General features: G+C 44.9%; 21 protein-coding genes. 20 read left to right on the top strand and 1 reads right to left on the bottom strand.

What is annotated here, in order from left to right:
* Positions 1-77: 77 nt before the first annotated feature.
* Together ACJJIW_RS05940 and ACJJIW_RS05935 are read left to right on the top strand one after the other, a co-directional pair.
* A complete protein-coding gene (locus tag ACJJIW_RS05940) occupies positions 78-2,969 on the top strand; it encodes a zinc dependent phospholipase C family protein (RefSeq protein WP_444936902.1) in 2,892 nt (963 codons plus the stop codon).
* A gap of 297 nt (positions 2,970-3,266) precedes the next feature.
* Positions 3,267-4,892, top strand: a complete 1,626-nt coding sequence (locus ACJJIW_RS05935; RefSeq protein ID WP_444936901.1) for a M28 family metallopeptidase — start codon at positions 3,267-3,269, stop codon at positions 4,890-4,892.
* Between the two features lie 27 nt (positions 4,893-4,919).
* Here the strand turns inward: ACJJIW_RS05935 and ACJJIW_RS05930 are convergent, their stop codons facing one another.
* Positions 4,920-5,639, bottom strand: a complete 720-nt coding sequence (locus tag ACJJIW_RS05930) for a 4'-phosphopantetheinyl transferase family protein (protein ID WP_444936900.1) — start codon at positions 5,637-5,639, stop codon at positions 4,920-4,922.
* 356 nt (positions 5,640-5,995) lie between these two features.
* On the opposite strand from ACJJIW_RS05930, the gene ACJJIW_RS05925 reads away from it, so the two are divergent.
* The 18 genes from ACJJIW_RS05925 to ACJJIW_RS05840 are packed head-to-tail and all read left to right on the top strand — an operon-like array spanning position 5,996 to position 22,138.
* The gene (locus ACJJIW_RS05925) at positions 5,996-6,721 is read left to right on the top strand and encodes a beta-ketoacyl synthase chain length factor (RefSeq protein WP_444936899.1); all 726 of its coding nucleotides are present in this window, start codon (positions 5,996-5,998) and stop codon (positions 6,719-6,721) included.
* Entirely contained in the window at positions 6,711-7,496 is a 786-nt protein-coding gene (locus ACJJIW_RS05920) for a lysophospholipid acyltransferase family protein (protein ID WP_444936898.1), read from the top strand. The genes ACJJIW_RS05925 and ACJJIW_RS05920 overlap by 11 nt, the downstream gene beginning before the upstream one ends.
* On the top strand, positions 7,493-7,750 hold the full coding sequence (locus tag ACJJIW_RS05915; protein WP_282930487.1) for an ApeE family acyl carrier protein: 258 nt from the start codon (positions 7,493-7,495) through the stop codon (positions 7,748-7,750). Before ACJJIW_RS05920 ends, ACJJIW_RS05915 begins: the two co-directional genes overlap by 4 nt.
* Positions 7,751-7,761: 11 nt before the next feature.
* Positions 7,762-8,016, top strand: coding sequence for an acyl carrier protein (locus ACJJIW_RS05910; RefSeq protein ID WP_202862844.1), 255 nt, complete (start codon positions 7,762-7,764; stop codon positions 8,014-8,016).
* A gap of 47 nt (positions 8,017-8,063) precedes the next feature.
* Positions 8,064-8,564 carry a COG4648 family protein gene (locus tag ACJJIW_RS05905; protein ID WP_444936897.1) on the top strand — a complete coding sequence of 167 codons (501 nt, stop codon included), beginning with the start codon at positions 8,064-8,066 and terminating at the stop codon, positions 8,562-8,564.
* A gap of 9 nt (positions 8,565-8,573) precedes the next feature.
* Positions 8,574-10,280, top strand: a complete 1,707-nt coding sequence (locus ACJJIW_RS05900) for an ApeI family dehydratase (protein WP_444936896.1) — start codon at positions 8,574-8,576, stop codon at positions 10,278-10,280.
* Positions 10,273-11,013 carry a glycosyltransferase family 2 protein gene (locus tag ACJJIW_RS05895; RefSeq protein WP_444936895.1) on the top strand — a complete coding sequence of 247 codons (741 nt, stop codon included), beginning with the start codon at positions 10,273-10,275 and terminating at the stop codon, positions 11,011-11,013. The genes ACJJIW_RS05900 and ACJJIW_RS05895 overlap by 8 nt, the downstream gene beginning before the upstream one ends.
* Positions 11,010-11,933, top strand: coding sequence for a lysophospholipid acyltransferase family protein (locus ACJJIW_RS05890; protein ID WP_444892477.1), 924 nt, complete (start codon positions 11,010-11,012; stop codon positions 11,931-11,933). Before ACJJIW_RS05895 ends, ACJJIW_RS05890 begins: the two co-directional genes overlap by 4 nt.
* Positions 11,930-13,489: an HAL/PAL/TAL family ammonia-lyase gene (locus tag ACJJIW_RS05885; protein ID WP_444936894.1), complete on the top strand. Its 1,560-nt coding sequence runs from the start codon at positions 11,930-11,932 to the stop codon at positions 13,487-13,489. Before ACJJIW_RS05890 ends, ACJJIW_RS05885 begins: the two co-directional genes overlap by 4 nt.
* On the top strand, positions 13,479-13,913 hold the full coding sequence (locus tag ACJJIW_RS05880) for an acyl-CoA thioesterase (protein WP_282930479.1): 435 nt from the start codon (positions 13,479-13,481) through the stop codon (positions 13,911-13,913). Before ACJJIW_RS05885 ends, ACJJIW_RS05880 begins: the two co-directional genes overlap by 11 nt.
* 2 nt (positions 13,914-13,915) lie before the next feature.
* On the top strand, positions 13,916-14,530 hold the full coding sequence (locus ACJJIW_RS05875; protein WP_282930478.1) for a LolA family protein: 615 nt from the start codon (positions 13,916-13,918) through the stop codon (positions 14,528-14,530).
* Between the two features lie 4 nt (positions 14,531-14,534).
* Complete coding sequence (locus ACJJIW_RS05870; protein ID WP_282930477.1) at positions 14,535-16,799, top strand: MMPL family transporter; 2,265 nt, start codon at positions 14,535-14,537, stop codon at positions 16,797-16,799.
* A 3-nt stretch (positions 16,800-16,802) separates the two neighbouring features.
* Entirely contained in the window at positions 16,803-18,032 is a 1,230-nt protein-coding gene (locus ACJJIW_RS05865) for an NAD(P)/FAD-dependent oxidoreductase (protein WP_444936893.1), read from the top strand.
* A gap of 35 nt (positions 18,033-18,067) precedes the next feature.
* Complete coding sequence (locus ACJJIW_RS05860) at positions 18,068-18,568, top strand: ApeN family LolB-like membrane protein (protein ID WP_444936892.1); 501 nt, start codon at positions 18,068-18,070, stop codon at positions 18,566-18,568.
* Between the two features lie 2 nt (positions 18,569-18,570).
* Entirely contained in the window at positions 18,571-19,731 is a 1,161-nt protein-coding gene (locus ACJJIW_RS05855; RefSeq protein ID WP_282930474.1) for a beta-ketoacyl-ACP synthase, read from the top strand.
* Positions 19,732-19,736: 5 nt separating this feature from the next.
* Positions 19,737-20,183, top strand: coding sequence for a hotdog family protein (locus tag ACJJIW_RS05850; protein WP_282930473.1), 447 nt, complete (start codon positions 19,737-19,739; stop codon positions 20,181-20,183).
* Positions 20,184-20,912, top strand: a complete 729-nt coding sequence (fabG, locus tag ACJJIW_RS05845; RefSeq protein WP_282930472.1) for a 3-oxoacyl-ACP reductase FabG — start codon at positions 20,184-20,186, stop codon at positions 20,910-20,912.
* Positions 20,912-22,138 carry a beta-ketoacyl-ACP synthase gene (locus ACJJIW_RS05840; protein WP_282930471.1) on the top strand — a complete coding sequence of 409 codons (1,227 nt, stop codon included), beginning with the start codon at positions 20,912-20,914 and terminating at the stop codon, positions 22,136-22,138. The genes fabG and ACJJIW_RS05840 overlap by 1 nt, the downstream gene beginning before the upstream one ends.
* Positions 22,139-22,168 lie beyond the last annotated feature (30 nt).

Raw genomic sequence — 22,168 nt, 5'->3', positions numbered from 1 at the left:
TCTCGCGGGTAAATATTTTGGGGCTTTCCCTCTACTTTTAGTTTGATTCTATTTTTTATACAAGGGAATTATTATAAATGTTGCATGGACTTAAAAAATTGGGGGGGCAGTTAGGCTTCCTTTTACTAGGGTTGATGGTGACAAATAATGGGTGGGCATTTAAATTAAAAAGTCATGTTTTCGTCGGGCAGCAGGTTATTAATGACCTTGCAGATGATGGAAATTTGACCTTTGAAATCAATAATAATTTTTATGATATCCCTGTATCAGAAGAGGTTTCTTCGGCAATTCTGGATAATCAATCTGCATATCTTTTTGGAAATATTGGGCCAGATGCTGCTCCGGATTTTGTGGTAGGGCAGACGAGTGTACATCCCGGAGCATTAGGGAAAAATGAAGCTGGGGATGTGATTGAAGAGTTAGATTCTAGCCGGTATCACACTGATGATTGGTTGAAATATTTATTAACCAAGAAAGAAATATCTAATAAAGCACGTGCCTATATATATGGTTACTTGAGTCATGCATCAGCAGATGTATTTGCACATACATATGTTAACCAGTACTCAGGAGATATTTTTGAACTTGGTGATGGCGAACAATTAAATGAAAAACGCCATATAGCGCTGGAATCGTACATAGATTCAAAGGTGCCCGTCTTACGTGATTACCAGGGAATTGCGCTGGGAGCGCCCTATCAAAGGATTAATCTCGAGGATGATGATCTATTTGAGTTTCTCCGGGATGAGCTAATTTATGCCGATATTCCAACGGAGCAATATGCTAAAAACTCTTACGCTTTACATTTAGTTGCAATCTCAAATTTAAGAGAACAATTGCGAAAGCAGGCAAATGATGAGTATGGTTATTGGCATGCCATTGATGTTTGGGTGTTACAACTGGTAGCCAAAATAAAATATGACATCGATGTCTCTGACGAGTTAGCTAGTGATTTAGTAGATATTGGTAACGTTCTTATAGATGAGGTCAATGTCGGAGTTGATCAGATTCAGTCTATAAGTGATAAATTGCTGGGTTATAGGAGTGACTTTGAGAGTTTTGGCTTTGACTCCGTGACCTCTGCAATGGATAAACTGCAGTCTTCACAAGATAGCCTGACAGATAAAAGACAGGAACTGGAAAAAGCTGTACTGGATTGGCGCACCGATTTGACAGTTAATGGCTGTGAGTATGCTATTGATACGATAGATCCTGCAGGGATACTAGAAACTGCGATTGAATTAGATCCATTTGCAGGTTTGTTAGGGATTGATGGAGTTGAAGATGCTATTGAATGGTCTATTGACCCACTAGGTATTTTAGATATCTTTGGTGATGATGATCCCTATGTGTACACTATAAAACGGGAGAATATTTCTGCTTCTGATCTATATTCTGATCATGCTTTGGAATGGGCTCGAGAGTCAGGGAGATCGAGGTTGTTGGGACTTCTAACAACAGGCACTACACCAGGATTGCCTCGGGAAGATATAGCTGCAATTCTGAATGATGAAACTACAGAGTTTGCTGATTATGCATCCCCCTATCATCGAGAAGTAGTGGATAGTCTTGTCGAAATGATCCGGGATTCGATTACTCCGCCTTTTATTTTGATTGGAGCCGGAGATGTTCTGTCGCCCATTCTAATAAACACTACAGAGTATAATTGGAGTGTTAAATTTTCTGATGGAATAATTACTTCGATATTGGTTACTGAATCAGAATCTGGCAAAGAAGTTATTTCGATAAACTCTAATAAAATATCATCTGACGATGGCGGTCTTTGTGAGGATTTAAGTAAGGCTGTTAATGCTGCAGATTATGCAGTGCTGAATGCTATTCATGAACTTGAAGACGATGTAAATCAACAGGCTCAACAAAATATAGACGATGCTAAAGCAGCTTATGAAAAGCTGAAAGAAGTTGAAGACAATTTGAATGCGACAGTCAATGCTTTAATTGATCTTTGGCAGCTTTTAGAAAGTGATATGAGCCCAATTCAGTCCGTCTTTTCAATGTGGCAGAGCAGTGTTGATACAGCCATGACTGAATATACGCGTACTACAGCTACCATGATGGTTAATACCATGGATGAAAGTGCCAGCAGTGTAGATCCTCTTGCGGATTGGGTGGCGTGTTATGGGCCAACTTTAATTGGAGTACCGTCTCAAGCTTGTGAAGTTTGGCAGAATGTTAACGGTATGGTGGATGCGTTATCCGATGTTTTAAGTATTCTCGATAATGCACCGATACCTGTAGATCTACGAGTTGCACGGGAGGCACTAAGGGGGGAAATCGATGGGCTAAAAGATGGAGCTAAAGAGCTATTGATTGAAGAGGCTACGGATGTAGTGCCTGAAGAATATCAAGAGCTACTTGAACTTCTTGATAGTCCCATGACCAGTGATGGGTTGAATAGTTGGTACACCACTGCTGAGTCAGGTGCTGAGCATTTGGTTAAGATTCCAGATATGGCCTATCGAGTCACTGCTGAGATGCGTCTGGATAGCAATGGTGATTACAGCGTGACGGATTACCCTGTAGTAGCAAATGCGATTACTTTGGCAAAACTAGCATTGTTGGATAGAGACGGCTTGATCACATTGGCTGAAACCCAGGGCCTTGATGAGTCTATCCTGGACGAAATGAGTGTTGACAATCTAGTAGCTGATGCCTTCAAGAGTATTGATGGAAATCATCAGTGGATGGTGTTTGCCCCGGCATTACCACGGGCTATTGGTAGTGAAGATAAATATCGCTTTTGCGATTCTTACGCCTCCGATAGTGGTTTTGCACTATGGAATGATGAGAGTGCGAGAGTGTCACTATTCAATGGTCTGTTTAAGGGGCCGCTAACGGCTGGGGTCACTAACCCCACAATTATTGGCTATGACTGGATTCTTGATGCTGGCTCCGCATACACCACTGTGGATGAAAATTTCCCTGTGGCGGAATGCATATTACCTTAAGTAAGAGTCAGTAACGGCGACCAGAAATATAATTAAAAAATGCCGTTTTATCATTACTGTGGCCCCAGATTGCATTTTGTGTGTCTTGGGGCCATATTTTTACTTTCAAGCTTGTAGAACCCCATGTCTAATGGGGGGCTTGCTAGAAAAGCACTCACTAAATCCCGTCGGAGATTGCCCTAGATCGTGGTAAGATGGGCCATTGCTCGACAGTCTAAGTGTAACTTAAGTGTTGCAATTCCATACGACCTGTCCATACGAACAGTCACGCTTTTTTCCTGAGAAGTAATACTCCCCATGAGAATTAAGAGTTTATTGGGTGCCTTGATTATGGCACTTCTGGTTGCTTGCACCAGCTCAAGCTTTGAGAACACTGGTCCCACAGCAGATAGAGATTACATTCGCCGGGATATTAATTTCCTCGCCTCAGCAGAGTTGGAGGGGCGTGATACTGGTAGTGAAGGCTATCTCCAAGCAGCACAGTATGTGGCTGACCAATTTAAAAAGATGGGGCTGATTCCAGCAGGAGAGCAAGGTTACTTCCAGGAAGTACCTTTTCGCAGTGCAAGTTGGAATGGGAGTGATCCTGAATTTGTCTTAGAGGGCCAGAACGATGAAATCGCCATGCAATTTGGCGAGGACTTTCTAGCATCGCCCTCCGCACTGAGTGAGCGCTCAAAGATCAATGCCGAGTTGGTATTTGTTGGTTACGGTATTGAGGCCCCGGATTTTGGCATTAATGACTATAACGGCCTGGATGTACAGGGAAAGATTGTCGTTGTGTTAGCAGGCCGGCCGCAGAGCCTGCCCAGCGAAGTGGGGGCTCACCACTCCTCTCCTCGCACCAAACATCAGGTTGCAGCAAAACATGGCGCTGTGGGTTTTGTTCGCCTTTATACACCTGAGCGGGAGAAACGCCGCCCATTTGACTACTATGCGAAGCACCGTTTTGATGACACTTTTGACTGGGTGAAAAAGACTGGTATGCCCGGTAGTGCAATCCCGGGGATGCACCCGGGAATTCTGTTGAGCATTGCTGCAAGCGGTAAGCTCTTTGATGGCGCTGAGCGCAGTCTTGAAAGTATTTTTGCCGATATTGAGAAAGGAATAGCTCCAAAAGGCTTCCCCCTTAGTTACCGCGCAAAAATGAGCAGCAGCTCCAACCACAAGCGCGTAACCAGCCCCAATGTAGTAGCCGTTTTACCGGGAAGTGATCCGCTCTTGAAAGACGAATATGTTGTTTTTTCTGCACACCTGGATCATGTTGGAAAGAAAGAGGACGGCGAGATTTACTACGGTGCCCAGGATAATGCTGCCGGTATCGCGGTGATGTTGGAAACCGCACGTCTTTTTGTTGAATCAGGGCAAAATCCTCGAAGATCACTGCTGTTCGTTGCTGTTACCGCAGAGGAAAAAGGTTTGCTGGGGTCGGATTATTTTGCCGAGTACCCCACGGTGCCACTGGAATCGATCGTAGCCAATATCAACCTTGATATGCCCATGCTGCTCTATCCATTCCGCGATATTATTGCTTTCGGTGCTGAACATTCATCTTTGGGGCGAGTTGCGGAGCAGGCTGCAAGCCGTTCCGGGCTTAAACTCAGTCCCGATCCTATGCCGGAGGAAGTTATCTTCGTGCGTAGTGACCACTACAATTTTGTCCGTCGCGGAGTGCCCTCAATCTACTTGATTACTGGACGGGAGGCAAAAGACCCCAGTGTGGATGGTACTGCTGCACAGATGGCTTTCTTCCGCGAGCGCTACCACAAACCAGGGGATGCTGCGGACGAACAGATTAATTATGAGGCGGCTGAGCAATTTACCCAGGTAAATTACCTGATTGCCCGGCAAGTTGCCGATGCAGACAGTCAGCCATACTGGTACGACGGTGATTTCTTTGGGGATCTATTTTCCAGAAATTGAGTGGCTTGGACATCCGGGGAGTAACCCCTAACTGAAACCATTGATTGGCTTCAGGATAGAACTTTCGCTTGTTCTCCCGCAGTGGCTAGCTCTGAATGTGCCTATTGGGTTTACGACAGAGCTGGCTTGATTGTGCTTAACCGCAAGGCTTAGGTGCGCTCCAGGCCTCGGCTGTCCTGTCCACAATAGGTAACTCTTGTACGGGTGGTTCAATTGCTGAGGTCGCTTAATTATAGGAGCCGACGCCAGCAGCTGCCCCAAATCAACACCAGAACATTTAGCTAATGCTTCTTTGGCGGTCCATTTAGTGAGGAAATAAGCAGCTACTTGCGATGTTGGGAGCGAGTTTAGTTCGGTTATCTCCGCCTCGTGGAAGTATTGCTTAGCCATGGTCAACCAATTTCTCTGGCGGGACTCATTTTCGCAATCAATACCTACTGGAGTTTCCGCTATTGCTACGGCAACAAAGTCTGCGGAATGGCTTATGGAAATATGACAAAGGGGTTTTCGTTTGACCAGAGCAATCGTCGGTGCTTCGGCCTCAACTGTAATCTCCCAAGGTGAATAATCGTATTGCTCTGTAATTAAAGTGCGCAGTAACATTCGCCCGGCCAGGAACTGGGCTCGACGTTTAATACTGTGTATTTTCTCTAGCCGTGAGAGCTCAGAGCTCCCCAGTAGATGAACGGATTCTCCCTGCCAGTCTCCAGACCAGTTGTTGAAAGAAGAGCAAGTAAAGTAAAGCATTTGATAACTCTTAAGAATTTGATCCCTTTGAAAGTGACGGAATCGGGTCGACCTAAAAAAACTTCACTTTAACGGTTGGGGGCCTGGGCAATACAAGTTTCCAATGGCAAATGTGTACCATGGTACGAGAGAATAGGTAGTCGGAAAAGCCCGTGTATTTCATTGTAATTTGAGGCGGTGCTTCGACCTGTAATTCAGCGCTTTTACTGGCGGCAATTGATCATTTTGTGTACCATTCCCGCCCTGTCCCTGGTCGCGCAATACCGAATAGTCAATTAAAAATAATGATGGGAAAGGCCAGCTACTGCTTTTTGATTTTGGGGGATGGAGCTTTGCTCCAGAATTAATGTTTAGTTATGGAATTTGTTGTCAGTAATTGGCGAGCATGGTGCTCGGGAATATCAGATCAATCGGATTGGCAAGATTGGCGTAGAGGAGAAAAGCAGCTTGGTGGAAATAGCCAAGCGGATGTGTCTTTTCTTCCCGCAATGCAGCGTCGTCGTTTGAGTCCGCTGGCTAAAGCCGTATTTTATACCGCTTTTCCGCTATTACAGCAGGAAGATATTCCATTACTGCTTTGTTCAGTGCATGGAGAAGCAATGAGAACTTATTCATTGCTTCAAGGCGTTGCAGCAAGTGAAGATCTATCGCCAACTGCGTTTGGGCTTTCTGTACACAATGCTATTGCAGGACAATTCTCTATTGCATGCAAAACCAGGTCCCCAGCAATTGCGTTAGCAGGAGGAGATTTTCCTATACTTTCAGGGTTTATAGAGTCTTTTGGTCTTCTTCAGGAAGGCGTTGAGGAATTGCTTTTAGTGTTCTGTGAAGAAACACTGCCTGAGATGTACCATTCCAGCGCTGAGAGCTCAACATATATTTGTGCAACTGCTCTACGCCTGGCAAAACATAAATCTAGTGATACTGATACAAAACTATCATTGACTGCCAGTAAGTGTGCGAGAGCTGAGTCGGTATTTATTGAGCCTGATTACCAGCTTCCTTTAATTAGATCTTTGATCGATGGCGAGGGGCGTATATCAGTTGCCGAAGGATGGGAGCTACAGATCAATGCCTGTTAACCTTCTACCGTCAAAGAAAAAAGACAAGTATTGGCTAAGGTTGGTTGCTACGGCGATAGCATTTAGCCTGTTCGGTATTGGTGGATTGATACTGCGGTTTGTTCTGTTCCCACCATTAAAGGTGATCTATCGGGACACAGAAGTTCGAAAATGCAAGGCTCGTTTGTGTATCCACAACGCTTTTCGATTGTTTATTGGCTTTATGCATATCACGGGTATCTATACTTATCAATTTCGTGATGAACAAAAGTTAGCTAAACCAGGCCAATTGATATTGGCAAATCATCCATCGCTTATTGATGTGGTATTTCTAATATCCCGAATACCGAATGCCAACTGTATTGTAAAAGCCAGTTTATTTAGAAACCCGTTTATGCGCGGCGCGGTAATGACTGCAGGCTATATACCTAATGATGACCCGGAACAGATTATCGAACTGGCTTCGAAATCACTACAAAAAGGGGAATCAGTAGTTCTCTTTCCAGAGGGAACTCGCTCTGTACCAGGACAACCGTTTAGGTTTCAGCGTGGGGCAGCCTACATGGCGTTACGCTCCGGGGTGACCCCAACTCTGGTAACAATACGGTGTAATCCACCGATGCTGATGAAAAATATTCCTTGGTACAGTATTCCTCTGAGTCGACCACATTTTCAATTTGATGTGAATGAATCAGAGAGTTTTATTCAAGTAAAAGAAAAAGATGAAACACCACAAGTAGCCCGAGAGGTTACTCAAGAATTAAAAGCATTTTTTACCGAGGAGTGTGCTGCGTGAAAGAGTTAGTTGAAGAGCTTAAAGTTCTGATTATTGATGTATTAAATCTGGAAGATATTACTCCAGAAGAAATCGTAGCAGATGAGCCCCTTTTTGGAGAGGGCCTGGGGCTGGATTCTATTGATGCACTAGAGTTAGGTCTTGCTCTGCAGAAAAAATACAACATATCAATAGATGCAGAAAGTGAAGATACAAAATCGCATTTTGCTAATGTGAATAGCCTGGCAAATTTTGTCAGCAGCAGCTGCGCATAATAGAGGTATTTATGTTGAATAGCAGAGAAGAAATTTTACCAAAATTGACCGAAATTCTGGTTGAGATGTTTGAGGTCGATGAGGCAGATATAACAGAAGAAGCCCACCTCTCTGATGATCTTGATATAGATAGTATTGATGCTGTGGACCTAATTGTTCGCTTGAAAGAAGTAACAGGAAAGAAAATTGCACCTGAAGAGTTCAAAAGTGTAAGAACTGTTGGAGATGTAGTTGGTGCAATTGAAAAGGTAATGGCAGAGAAGTGAGTCGATTCGCGCAGCTAATATTGGTCATTATTCTGACACTGTACCCTATGGCAATTTACTTTGGCATAGAATACTTGTCTTTAAGTAGTATTCTGTTACTGCTGTTGATGGTTGCGGTTTTAAGGGTATTGTTTGGCGGCGCGAATAAGGCGATTGGCACCAAGTTAATGGCCGTGGCCTTGGCTTTTGTTGTTGGGGTTTCCTGGTTAAGGGGCGATTCAAACGGACTTCTTTGGTATCCAGTACTTTGTAACCTGATTCTATTTTCACTGTTTTTATACAGTTTGAGTCAACCGCAAACATTAGTAGAACGGCTTGCTCGCCTTACGACTCCAGATTTGCCACCTGAAGGTATTCTATATACACGAAAGGTTACCAAGGCATGGTGTCTATTCTTTTTAATTAATGGAAGCCTCGCACTGGCAACTGTTTTAAACGGCGATATGAAAGTCTGGACTCTTTACAATGGCCTTGTTTCATATGTGTTAATGGGAATTATGATGGGTGGTGAATGGCTACTGCGTCGTCGCGTCCAAAATAAGGTGTGAGTTAAGGCCGTGGACAAAGTACAGTTTGAACAGGTGTTTGGTTACTCGAATGACCAAGCAGTAGTTAGCTATTCAAGTCGTGGGGAAATTTCATTCGCACAATTTAAACGTGAATTGGCATTTGTTGAGCGAAAGCTAAAAAAATCCCTAAACGAAGCTGGGATCAAGAGAGCTGCCATTTTCTGTGAAGATAGTTACGAGTTTAGTTTGCTCTTTTTTGCCGCTATGTCTTGTTGTGAAGTCGTTGTTATTCCGGCAAATAACAAGCGATTTACTCAGCAAAAACTGGGTGAGCAAACCCTATTACTGGGCAGCTGGGAAGATAGCTCGGCATTTAGTATAAATATTCCGGATCAATATAGCGAAGAGCTATCTGTTCCCAGTTATTTTGATGCTGGTATTCAATTATTCACATCAGGAACCAGTGGTGAACCACAAACTGTTGATAAAACCCTATCTCAATTGCTCAATGAGGTTAAGGCCCATAATCTGAAGTGGTCATCCCGGGTGGTTAATACAACTACTTTGGCAACAGTAAGCCACCAGCATATATATGGCTTACTGTTTAAATTACTGTGGCCGCTAGCCAGCGGGCGTCGATTTGTTAGTAAGACTTATGTGGATATTGTGGGATTACTCCAAGACGCCCAGAAATGGGGGCCTGCCGTGTGGGTTGCAAGCCCTGCACAGTTAAGTCGCCGTATTTCTTCCTGGCCATGGGAGTTAGGAAAGTCCTTAGTGGATATCTTTTCTTCTGGGGGGCCTTTACTGGAAGTAGATGCAAAGGCGATTGATCAGTTGTGTGGAATCCAGCCCATAGAGGTCTATGGAAGCACTGAAACCGGGGGGATTGCCTGGCGTAATCAATTGCGTCAGAAAAGTTGGAGTCCACTAAAAGGAGTGAACATTGCAAAAAATAGCGATGGGTTACTCAAAGTCTCTTCTCCGTGGTTGCCCAAGGAGTTTATTTGTCAGGACAAAGTACAGATAAGTACAGACGATATGTTCGAACTTAAGGGGCGGGCTGATCGCATTGTTAAGATTGAAGAGAAAAGAATTTCTCTTACACAAGTTGAGTCCCTACTAGTTGGCAGCTCATATATTGTAAAAGCCAATGCACTTGTTCTGGAGCGTAAAAGAAAAATAGTTGCCGCTGTTGCCACACTAACGGAATCCGGGAAAGAACTATTGCAAAAGAAAGGAAAGGCTTCTCTTGTTCGTAAACTTAGAGAAACCCTGGCCAAGGATCTTGATGGCGTGGCTGTGCCACGTTCTTGGCGTTTTGTTGATGAAATTCCCACTAACTTACAGGGAAAAATAACGAGAGGCCTGCTAATGCAACTTTTTGATGAAATTCCGGCAGCAATGGTGCCACAGCTTATTAGCAGCGAAATATTAGATAATACTTGTCAATTGAATTTTACGGTTAATGACGATTTGCCTTGCTTGGATGGTCATTTTGAAGGCTCACCGGTAGTGCCAGGGGTTGTACAGCTGGATTGGGCTATGCATTTTGGCCGTCCACTTGTAAAAGCCGGCAGTACGTTTACCCAAATGGAAGTGATTAAATTTAAGCAATTAATGATGCCCGGTGATGCTGTCACTTTATCTTTGGAGTTCAGCCAGGAAAAGAACAAATTAAATTATTCTTTTCGGAACACTCAAGATGGCAATATAGAATATAGCAGTGGTAGGTTGTGCTTCAGCCATGTCTAACTTTTGTTTTGTAATACCCGTTTATAATCATGAGGGGGCGATCGCAGAGACGCTGGCATCTCTGGATGACTTTAACCTGCCTTACATTCTGGTAGATGATGGCTGTGATGAACCCTGTAGAATAGAACTACAACGCTTAGAGCAGAGCTACGGTCCCCGGGTTCACTTGGTTGTTCGCCAGGCTAATGGTGGAAAAGGTGCCGCGGTAAAAAGTGGTCTGCGAGCTGCGAAAGAGCTTGGATATAGTCATGGAATTCAAGTCGATGCCGATGGTCAACACAGCCCCGCTGACATACCTCAATTCCTAGAGAAAAGCAGAAAGTGCCCTGATTCACTGATTTGTGGCTATCCGCAATACGATAAATCAGTACCTAAAGTTCGTTTGTGGGGACGCTATCTAACTCATGTATGGATCTGGATTAATACTCTTTCTCTGGAGATTAAGGATTCCATGTGTGGGCTGCGTTGTTATCCCTTATCTCGAACTGTAGATTTGTTAGATAACGAATATACCGGTGATCGAATGGATTTTGATCCAGAGATCTTGGTACGGTGGTATTGGAGCAAAGGCGGCCTCTGCCAGGTACCTGTTAATGTGAGCTACCCAATAGATGGCGTTTCCCATTTCCGGGGATTTGAGGATAATTTCCTTATATCGGCAATGCACACCCGTCTATTTTTTGGCATGTTGGCCAGAACTCTGCGTATTTCGACAGTAGGGCGAAAAGCGTGAGTAATTTACACTGGTCAAAATACCGGGAACAAGGCTTTTTCCTGGGCATCAAGTTCTTATTCTGGTTGCATCACTGGTTGGGTCCGATTGCCTTTAAAGTTGCGGTATACCCGGTAGTTTTATGCTATTACCTAAAAAATCAGAGTGGCCGCAATTCGATCCGTGAGTACTTGGAATTATTCGCCAAACGCTACCCATCTTGCGGTATAGAACCGAATTGGAAAACCGGATTTAGAATTTTTCTTAATTTTGCTAACAGCGCTAGAGAAAAGCTTGAAGCCTGGTTTGTGGGCATCCCGGATAGTCAGGTAAATTTCCCAAAAAGAGCAGGTCTTCACCAGTTGGCGGCTAGTGGCCAAGGTGGATTAATAATTGGCTCTCATCTCGGGAACCTGGAGGTTTGTAGAGCGCTTGGCAGCCTGACAAAGGTACGGGTAAACGTGTTAGTGCATACAAAGCATGCGGTGAAATTTAATCGTATGATGAAGATGCTCAATCCCCTGAGTCAAGTACGGCTTATCCAGGTAACAGAAGTAACTCCCGCTCTAGCGATGCGACTCTCCGAGGCTGTTGAGGCTGGGGAGCTGGTTGTTATTGTCGGTGATAGAACACCTATTAACTCTATGGGGCGCACCTGTGAGGCAGAATTCCTAGGGCGAAAAGCGCCTTTTCCCCAGGGGCCCTATATTCTTGCTGCGCTGCTCAAATGCCCGGTGTACACGCTTTTCTGTCTGCGCAGTACTTCCGGATACGATATTTATATGGAAAAACTCTGCGATCGCGTTGTGATGAAACGCGGTGACAGAGAGGGGCATATTCGCTCTCTTGTCGAGGAGTTTGCACGACGGTTGGAACGCTATTGTCATATAGCACCTTTGCAATGGTATAACTTTTACCCGTTCTGGGATCAGCAAAAATGAATTCAGCAGTACTACAACGAACCCAAATAATCTTTGATGGCACAGATCTATCTATTGATCAGGTAAACACCATTGCAGCTGGCCGTGGCGATATTTCTCTATCTGATGAAGAGGGCTTTGTGGCAAGGATAAATCGCGGTGCCGAGTTCCTGGATAGCCTTTGGCAGAAGGAAGGTGTGATCTACGGAGTAACCACTGGATATGGTGATTCCTGTACCGAAAGTATTCCAGCAGACCTGGTGGAAGAGTTACCTCATCGATTATTTACCTTCCATGGTTGTGGAATGGGGGAAGTCTTTACTCTTGAGCAGAGTAGAGCGATTGTTGCTGCCCGGATTGCCAGCCTTGCAAAGGGCAGTTCAGGGGTCCGATATCGGCTGTTGCAGCAATTGGTTTTGTTACTTCAGAAAGGCATTATTCCGGTAATTCCCCAAGAGGGTTCTGTGGGAGCCAGTGGCGACTTGACCCCACTGTCTTATGTTGCTGCGGTTTTGTGCGGGGAGCGCAAAGTTTGGTACCGAGGCCACCAGAGAGATACTGCTGAGGTATTCGATGAATTACAGATTGAGCCATTAAAGCTATATCCAAAAGAGGGTTTAGCAATAATGAATGGCACCGCCGCAATGACTGGCTTGGCGTGCTTAGCCTACAAACGGGCAGAGTATCTAGCACAGCTGAGTGCTCGTATTACCTCCATGATGAGCATTGCACTGGATGGCAATGCCTATCATTTCGATAGCGCGCTTTTTGCAGTGAAGCCTCACCCCGGTCAAAACCAAATTGCAAAGTGGATTCATGACGATCTCAATATTGGTGCTGCTCCAAGACAAAATAGTCGATTGCAGGATCGCTATTCACTTCGGTGTGCTCCCCATGTAGTTGGTGTGTTACAGGACTCTCTGCCCTGGCTCCAGCAGTTTATTCATAACGAACTAAACAGTGCCAATGATAACCCGATCATTGATGGTGAAAACGAGAGGGTGCTTCATGGTGGGCACTTCTATGGTGGGCATATAGCCTTCGCCATGGATAGCCTGAAGAATGCGGTAGCAAACCTCTCTGATTTACTGGATCGACAAATAGCCCAACTGGTAGATGTTAAGTTCAATAATGGGCTCCCGGCAAACCTATCAGGTGTAACCGGGCCTCGAAGATCAATTAACCATGGCTTTAAGGCTGTTCAAATTGGTGCGAGTGCCTGGACTGCTGAAGCACTAAAGCAGACCATGCCCGCAAGTGTTTTTTCCAGATCAACGGAGTGTCATAACCAGGATAAGGTCAGTATGGGCACCATTGCTGCCAGGGACTGTATCAGGGTATTACAGTTAACGGAGCAAACAACCGCAGCGGCACTGATGGTTGCTTGGCAGGGCATTCAGCTTCGAGTTCGTAGTGGAGGAGTGGATTTGGAAAAATTATCTACCGCTCTTAATACCACAATCAGGCAGATAGGAGATGAATTTTCTTTTCTGGAGGAAGATAGAGAGCTTGAACAGCCATTGAGAAAATTCGTTTCGTTAATTCAGCAAAGACATTGGCGCTTATATGAAAACTAATAAATCTATGCGCCCTGAAAAATGGACGGCACAAGTTGAACTACAAATTCCTTTCCACGATGTGGATATGATGGAGATAGCTTGGCATGGGCATTATGCAAAGTACTTTGAAATAGCCCGATGTGCATTGTTTGATCAGTTGGAATATAACTACCAACAGATGAAGGAATCAGGTTTTGCCTGGCCGGTCATAGATTTGCGCGTACGATATGCAAAGCCTTTACGATTTCAGCAGTGGATTGTTATTCGCGCTGAGGTTTCTGAATATGAAAATCGATTTAAGATCAATTATACGATAACAGATAGAGATACCGGTGTACGCTTAACAAAAGGACATACCGTACAGGTAGCTGTCGAAATAAGCAGTGCCGAAATGCTGTTTGCATCGCCTCCAATTTTGCTGGAAAAATTGGGGGTAAATTAGTGATGACTGCCAAGCGTTTGGTTTTATTTTTTATTTGCTTTCTATTTTCCACAGTAACTTCTGCTTTGACTTCAGAGCAGCAGGCGGTTTTGCGGGAGATAGAGAAAAATATTGTGTCATCTCCACAGATGCTTGGCACTTTTTCCCAGACAAAGAGGCTGCCCCAGTTGCCCAGGCCTCTGGTTTCTTCAGGCATCCTGGCTATTTCTGAAGAGTTAGGATTAAGCTGGCGAATAGAGAATCCAATAGAATCCCATCGAATATTTAAGCTAGATGATGCTGATTCTGGTAATCGGGTCAATAGCAATATTGTAGGAAATCATGTGGCTGATCCTCTATTAAAGATTATCAGTGGTGATTTTAGCGAACTGGATCAGACTTTTACGGTGGGACCACAGATCGCAGAAGAGCAATGGAGAATTAACTTAATTCCCAAGCAAGAGGCTTTTAGAAAGGTTATTGAATCGATAGAAGTCGTGGGAGACAAAAAGATTCGGAAAATAGTACTAGCTGAAGCCAACATGGCAATTACTGAAATAGATATTTTTAATTTACATTCAGTTGAAGCTAATAACAGTCAACTACTGAGTGAATTCTCAGAAGATAACCAGAAATAATTTCATGTCACGTCGAGTTGTTATTTGGCTTTCCTTTGTTAGTGTAATTATTGGGATAACTGTATTACGCTATCAATCCAGCTGGCTACAAACAGATATTTTGTTATTAGCTGATAATAACTCCGACTCGGTAAGTAGTGCTGGCATCCAGAAAAAAGTCAGTCAGCAATTACAGGGAAGTTTAATTTGGGTTTTAGTTTCTGAAGGAAAAGAATCACATCGTCTGGCCAGGCATACCCAAGAGTTGGCGCAGAAACTAAAGGCCGCAAAATCTTTAGAGTCTGTTGAATATCGTTGGGCCGACTCTGAAAGCTATAAAGAGGAGTGGGAGCTGCTCTTTCCTCTGCGCCAACAGCTACTCAGCCCTGAAGATAGGGCGTTATTAGATGCTACCCCAGAGGAACTTATACAGCGTCAATTGAGTAAATTATACGGGCCTGACGGCGCTGGAATTGATTTGGAGAAAGATACTTTCTCAACTTTTCGCAATTACTTTACCGCTGATATTGGAGTTACTCCACAAGTCTTTGATGGAATTCCGGTACATACAGAAGGACATAAAGTTTTTACCCTGCTTTATACGCTGGCCGCACCAGTTGATTTGACTGGAGAGAGCGATATATCACTTCTTTCTTTACAGTCAGAATTAAAGCAATGGGCTCAAAAAAATGGTTATTCGCTGCTGGTAGCTGGAGCCCCCCTGCATACAGAGTATGCTGCTGCTATGGCGCAGGATGAAATACGCCTGATTGGCTCCCTTTCGATCCTTGCTATTTGCTGTCTATGTATTGTTGTCTTTCGCTCATTAAAACCTCTACTAGCCTGTACATTCGCAATTCTATGTGGCGTGGCCAGTGGTATATCTGGTGTTATTATTATTTTGGGCCAAATTCATATACTGGCTTTTGTATTTGGTACAACGGTTTCTGGATTGGCGATTGACTACGCATTTCACTTTATTTGTAATAGATTGAGGCTGGGCAAGCCAAAAGATAAGGATATATTACCTGAGCTATTGCTGGGCTTGATATCAAGCTGCTTGGCATTTTTCTCTCTTGCATTAACACCTTTTCCGCTTTTACAACAAATAGGGGTTTTTGTCGGCTGTGGTTTAATAGGGGCTTGGTTGACTGTAATCCTGCTATTCCCACGCTGGATTAATATTAAGCATAGGCCTTTATCGTTTTCCAGTCAGTTTCCTAAACTCAATATTAGGTACTACCTGTTTCCATTGGTTGGGCTGTTGATTTTTGGATCTGCGGCACTTCAGAAAATTCAATTTAATGATGACCTAAAACTGTTTTACCAGCCTCCAGAATTTCTTACACAAGATGAAATAGAGCTAAATTCTCTGATTAAATCCCGGCCAGACTCCCGTTATTTTTTGGTTTTTGGTGAAGATGAACAACAAGTATTAACACGAGAATGGGAACTTAGAAATCAACTAGGCTATTTAGTAGAAAAGGAAATTATTAGTGGTTTTCAGGGGGTAACTAACCGGATACCTCCAAAAGAGGTTCAAGAAGCTGACTGGAAGTTATTGTCGAAGTTTTACAGTGGGGATGCTGTCAGGTCTTTTTATCAGCAATTGGGTTATTCTGAACAAGATATTAACCAGCAGTTAAGTTCTAAAATACAGCCATTCAATACCTTTAATTTCTCTGAATGGTTGCCAGTTGCAGGTCGGCAATATAAAGGATTATGGCTGGGTTGTGAAAATAATCACTGTTATTCTGTGGTACGTATTTATGGCTTAAAAGAGGATTTGTCATCTTTAGAGTTACTGCCTGGAGTAACCTATGTTGATACTACCAGAAGTATCTCTAATGTTATGTCACAACAGCGTGATCTGTTGCTGCAATTACTGCCATTAATATTCATTGTTGTATTTCTGGTAACTGCAACTAAAACAGGAATAAAGCAAGCCTTAAGTATAGTTGCACTTCCATCCAGTGCAGTACTAGGCACCCTGGCGATAGTAATTTTACAGGGATCAGCAATTAATTTATTTCATGTTGCGGCTTTATTACTTGTCTTTGGTATTGGTATAGATTATGCAATATTTAGCCATACAAGCAGAAAGGCAGAGCAGCATTATACCCTGCTGGCGATAGCTATGGCTGGGTTAACAACTTTTTTAGGGTTTGGTTTGTTAGCATTGTCTGGCACACCGGCGATAGCAAATTTTGGGTTAGTCCTGGCTGTGGGCACAGTATTAACTTTGTTGTTGGCATTTTTATTTTTTTGTACACGGGGTAAGGGATATTAGCCAATGAAAGAAATTAAGTCTGACGTTGTTATTATTGGTGCCGGTCCTGCCGGAGCTATCGCAGGTGCGTTATTGGCTAAAAAAGGTTGGCAAGTTTCGATAGTTGAGCGGGAAGAATTTCCTCGCTTTTCTATTGGTGAAAGCCTACTGGCTCAATGTATCGAGTATCTTGAAAAAGCAGATATGTTAGAAGCTGTGAAATCAGCGGGCTTTCAATATAAAAATGGTGCTGCTTTTGAGTGGGATGGTGCTCGTACATCATTTGATTTTCGGGAGAAGTTCTCCCCTGGGCATGGCACTACCTTCCAGGTACAGCGAGCTAAGTTTGATAAAATCCTGGCTGATGAAGCAGAGCGCCAGGGTGTTAAGGTCTATTATCGCCATTCTGTAGTGTCAGTTGATATTGCTGAGAATAACGCAAAGTTAATTGCCGAGAATGATGGCGAAAACCTGGTTTTCCAGGCGCGCTTTGTATTGGATGCCAGTGGCTTTGGCAGAGTTTTACCGCGATTACTTGATCTCGATCGTCCGTCAGAGTTTCCTGTTCGAGAATCCGTATTTACACATGTTGAAGACAATATTGATGATAGCCATTTTGACCGGGATAAAATCTTAATCACTGTGCATCCCAGTGAGCGGGATATTTGGTATTGGTTGATTCCCTTTGCAGATGGAAGAGCTTCTATTGGGGTTGTAGGTGAGAAAGAAAAGATTTCGACCTGGGGGCAGGATCCGGAACAGATATTGAAAGGGGCTATTGCCTCCGCTCCCGAGTTGTCAAAAACTCTGCGCAATGCCAAATTCGATACGGAAATACAACGTATTCGCGGATATTCCAGTGATGTGACCAAACTGGCTGGCCCTGGTTTTGCGCTTTTGGGGAATGCCGGTGAATTTCTAGACCCGGTATTTTCATCCGGTGTTACCATTGCAATGAAATCCTCTGAGTTAGCAGTTGAGTGCCTGCATCGCCAGCTCTCAGGGGAGGCGGTTGATTGGGATGAAGAGTTTGTTGAACCCCTGAAGCACGGTGTGGAAGTTTTTAAAACCTATGTCAAAGCTTGGTATGACGGTCGTTTCCAGGATGTAATTTTTTATCAAACCGATCAAAAAGAAATAAAAGGCATGATTTGCTCAATCTTGGCTGGTTATGCATGGGATAAAAAAAATCCGTTTGTTGCCGCCGCTGAGCGTCGATTGAATACACTGGTAGAAATATGTTCCGCCAAGTAATACTGTTTTTGAGCTTTCTTGCCCTGGTGGGATGTATGTCCACAGGGGGGAGGAAAGAAGAGCTGCAAAGTTGGCCTTTGGCTCCACTATTGAGCGAGGGACCGCGCCAGCTCAATCAACATTTACGCATTATCTATCAAGGCGATGAGTATGAATTGATGGCGGCTACTTTCCACACTATGGAGAGTTTAAAGATATCTCTTCTCAGCCCTGAAGGGATAAGCCTGCTGGATGTTACATACGATGGTAATGAGGTCAGCACCCATTACCACATGAGTAGAGCAGAGAGAGTGCCACCAGAGAAATTGCTGGCAGATATCCAGTTTGTATACTGGCCAATTGCCCAGCTTCGTGAAGTATTGCCCATAGGCTGGAATTTGGACGAGGCTATTGTCGAGGGAATTTACACGCGAAAACTCTCACGCAATGGTGAAGTGAATTCAGTGGCTCGCTATAGCAGTAAAGATATTTGGAAGGCCCAAATTGAGCTGGAGCACAAACTACTGGGTTATAGGTTAAGCATTAGGAATTTCTAAGTATGAAAAATTTCTATCTTAATCATATGGGGATCATCTGCACCCTGGGAAATACTGCTGAGGCAGTAGCTAATTCCTTGTTCGGTGATGAGAGTTCTCATATGCAGGTCGATGAAACCTATTTGCCACAATACAGAGGGAATCTGGGTATTGTGCAGGGGAAGCTGCCTGATTTACCGAGTTCGTTGCAAGATTACCACTGCCGCAATAACCAGCTGGCTATGGCTGTGCTGACTCAAATTGAAAGTGCAGTCGCTGAACTAATAGAAAAACATGGTGCGGGCCGAATTGGCGTTGTGATGGGAACCTCAACCTCGGGAATAGACTCAGGTGAGGCCTACTTAAGTGGTGAGAAAGAGACCGGATATAATTATCGGCTTCAACAGCAAATGGCTGGTTTGAGTACCTTTGTTGCGAAGTACCTGGGAATCCAAGGCGTTCAGCTCACCGTCTCCACAGCTTGCTCGTCCAGTGCCAATGCTTTTGCCAGTGCCCGGCGCCTTATCTCAACCGGTACTTGTGACGCCGTTGTTGTTGGCGGTGTGGACTCCCTCTGTGGCATGACAGTCCGGGGGTTTCATAGCCTGGGGGCACTTAGTGCCGGCCAGACCAATCCTTTCAGCGTTAATCGGGATGGTATTAACCTCGGTGAAGCTGGAGCAATGTTTGTGCTGAGCAAAGAGCCTGGTCCTGTGGTTCTATCCGGTGTTGCTGCCACGTCTGATGCCCACCATATGTCGGCCCCAGACCCAGAAGGACGTGGTGCGGAAGCCTGTATGCGCGGGGCTCTGGAGAATGCTGGCTTGGATACCGCCGACATTGATTATCTGAATCTTCATGGTACGGGAACGCCACATAACGACTCTATGGAGGCTCTAGCCGTTGAAAGAGTGTTTGGAAGCCAACTACCGTGTTCTTCCACAAAACCTTTTACTGGGCACACGCTGGGTGCTGCAGGCGCTCTTGAAGCGGCTTTTTGTTGGCTTGCCTTACAATATGATCAACTTCCCCGCCATCAGTATGATGGCCACTATGACCCGGAGATAGTGCGACTGAACCTGTATCAAGGCCACGAGGCTCCTGGAAAATTGCGCTATGTAATGAGTAACTCTTTTGCCTTTGGTGGGAGTAATTGCTCGGTAATCTTGGGCAGTCAGAGGTAAAATAGATGCACAAATATACTGCTGAAGAACTGGTTCCACACAGTGGAAATATGTCACTCCTCGATGCAGTGATCTCTGTAGGCGAGGAGCAGCTACAGGCAAAGTTGCGAGTTCGTGATGATGGAATATTTTCCCGCAACGGTCGTGTTCCCGCTTACGTGGGTATTGAATATATGGCCCAATCCATCGCAGCTTTCTCCGGATATCATGCAAAAGAACAGGGTAAAGACGTTCGCCTGGGTTTTTTACTGGGTACTCGCAAGTTCCTGTCAAATATCGAGAGTTATCGCTGCGGTGAAGAATTAACAATTGATGTCCAGCGCATTCTCCAGGCTGAAAATGGCATGGCGACATTTGAGTGTGTGATAACCGGCTCATCTATCGAGCAGAGCGCACGGCTTAATGTTTATCAGCCGGATAACGTAGAACAGTATTTGAAGGAAAGAAACTAAATGTCAGAGTGGGTTTTAGTTACCGGTTCCAGTCGTGGTATTGGCCGGGCGATTGCACTTCAGTTAGCTGAAGATGGCTACGATATTGTTTTACATTGCCGCAGCCGCCGTGATCAAGCAGAGGAAACAGCAGAAGAGATTGCTAAGTTAGGGCGAAAAAGCAGAATTTTGCAGTTTGATATTGCCGACCGGGAGCAAGCACGGGATGTCTTATTGGAAGATGTCGAGAGTAATGGCTGTTACTACGGCATTGTGTGCAATGCTGGTGTTACTGCCGACAATGCTTTCCCTGCGATGCCTGCTGAAGATTGGGATTCTGTTGTACACACCAATCTGGATGGTTTTTACAATGTTTTACACCCCTTAACCATGCCTATGGTCAGGCGCCGTGCGCCCGGCCGTATTGTCGTGATGACTTCTGTATCCGGCATTGCTGGAAATCGCGGCCAGGTAAATTACTCCGCATCCAAAGCGGGTTTGATCGGTGCGAGTAAGGCATTGGCGTTGGAGTTAGCCAAGCGAAAGATTACCGTGAATTGTGTTGCTCCGGGCCTCATTGACACCGATATGTTGGATGAAGACTTGCCCGTTGAAGAAATTTTAAAAATGGTGCCTGCCCGCAGAATGGGTAAACCAGAAGAAGTGGCGGCAACTGTAGCGTTCCTGATGCACGAACGTGCTGCTTACATCACCCGTCAAGTTATCTCAGTAAATGGTGGTCTCTGCTAATGAAGCGCGTGGTTGTTACAGGAATGGCCGGAATATCCCCTATCGGCCAGGGTTGGGACTCGGTTAGTCAGGCTTTACAGAGCGGTCTTTCAGGCATTTCCTACATGGAAGACTGGGATAAGTATGAGGGGCTTGAAACCCGACTGGGCGCGCCGGTAAAGGATTTCGAAAAACCGGCTCACTACAACCGTAAACGTGTGCGTAGCATGGGGCGCGTTTCATTAATGGCGGTTCGCGCCAGTGAAATTGCGCTTGAGGATGCGGGATTGTTGGATGACCCCATTCTCAAAAGTGGTGCTGTCGGAGTCTCCTATGGCTCGTCAGCAGGCACTCCGTCAGCAGTGGCTGATTTCGGCAATATGTTGATAAATCACCGCACCGACGGCCTTAATGCGACCAGTTATATAAAAATGATGTCCCATACGGCGGCGGTCAATATCGGGGTATTTTTCGGCTTGTGTGGACGGGTTTATACCACAAGCTCCGCTTGTACCTCTGGAAGCCAGGGGATTGGGTATGCCTATGAGGCAATTCGCAATGGTAGCCAAACCATTATGGTGGCCGGTGGTGCAGAGGAGCTGTGTGCAACCGAGGCTGCGGTCTTTGACACCTTATATGCGACTTCAACAAAGAACGATACCCCTGAATTGTCTCCACGTCCCTTCGATCGCAACCGGGATGGATTAGTTATCGGCGAGGGCGCCGGTACACTTATCTTGGAAGAATATGAACACGCGATTGCCCGTGGAGCCAGGGTTTATGCAGAGGTCGCAGGGTTTGGAACCAACTCTGATGGCAGCCACGTCACCCAACCTCAATCGGCAACTATGCAGGTGGCATTGCAGCAGGCAATAGCACAGGCTGGGGTAGAGACTAGCGAAATAGGTTATGTCAGTGCGCATGGCACAGCTACAGATCGAGGTGATATTGCAGAAAGCCACGCAACCCGTAATGCATTTGGGCGTGCAGTACCCATAAGCTCACTTAAGAGCTATACCGGTCATACGCTGGGTGCCTGTGGCGCATTGGAGGCTTGGGCAAGCATTCAGATGATGCGTAACGGTTGGTTCCATCCCACGATTAATTTGGCAGAGGTTGATTCTGACTGTGCGGAGTTGGATTATATCCAAGGCAGTGGAAAGCACATCGATACTGAGTATGTGATGAGTAATAATTTTGCCTTTGGCGGAATCAATACGTCTTTAATATTTAAAAGACGTATTTAATTTTCCTCTCAGAGAGCTTTAATCTAGGGA

It is taken from the genome of Microbulbifer maximicatervae (SeqCode), assembly GCF_052467815.1.
Note: the sequence above shows the minus strand (reverse complement) of the source record. Positions and strands in the feature narration are given on the sequence as shown.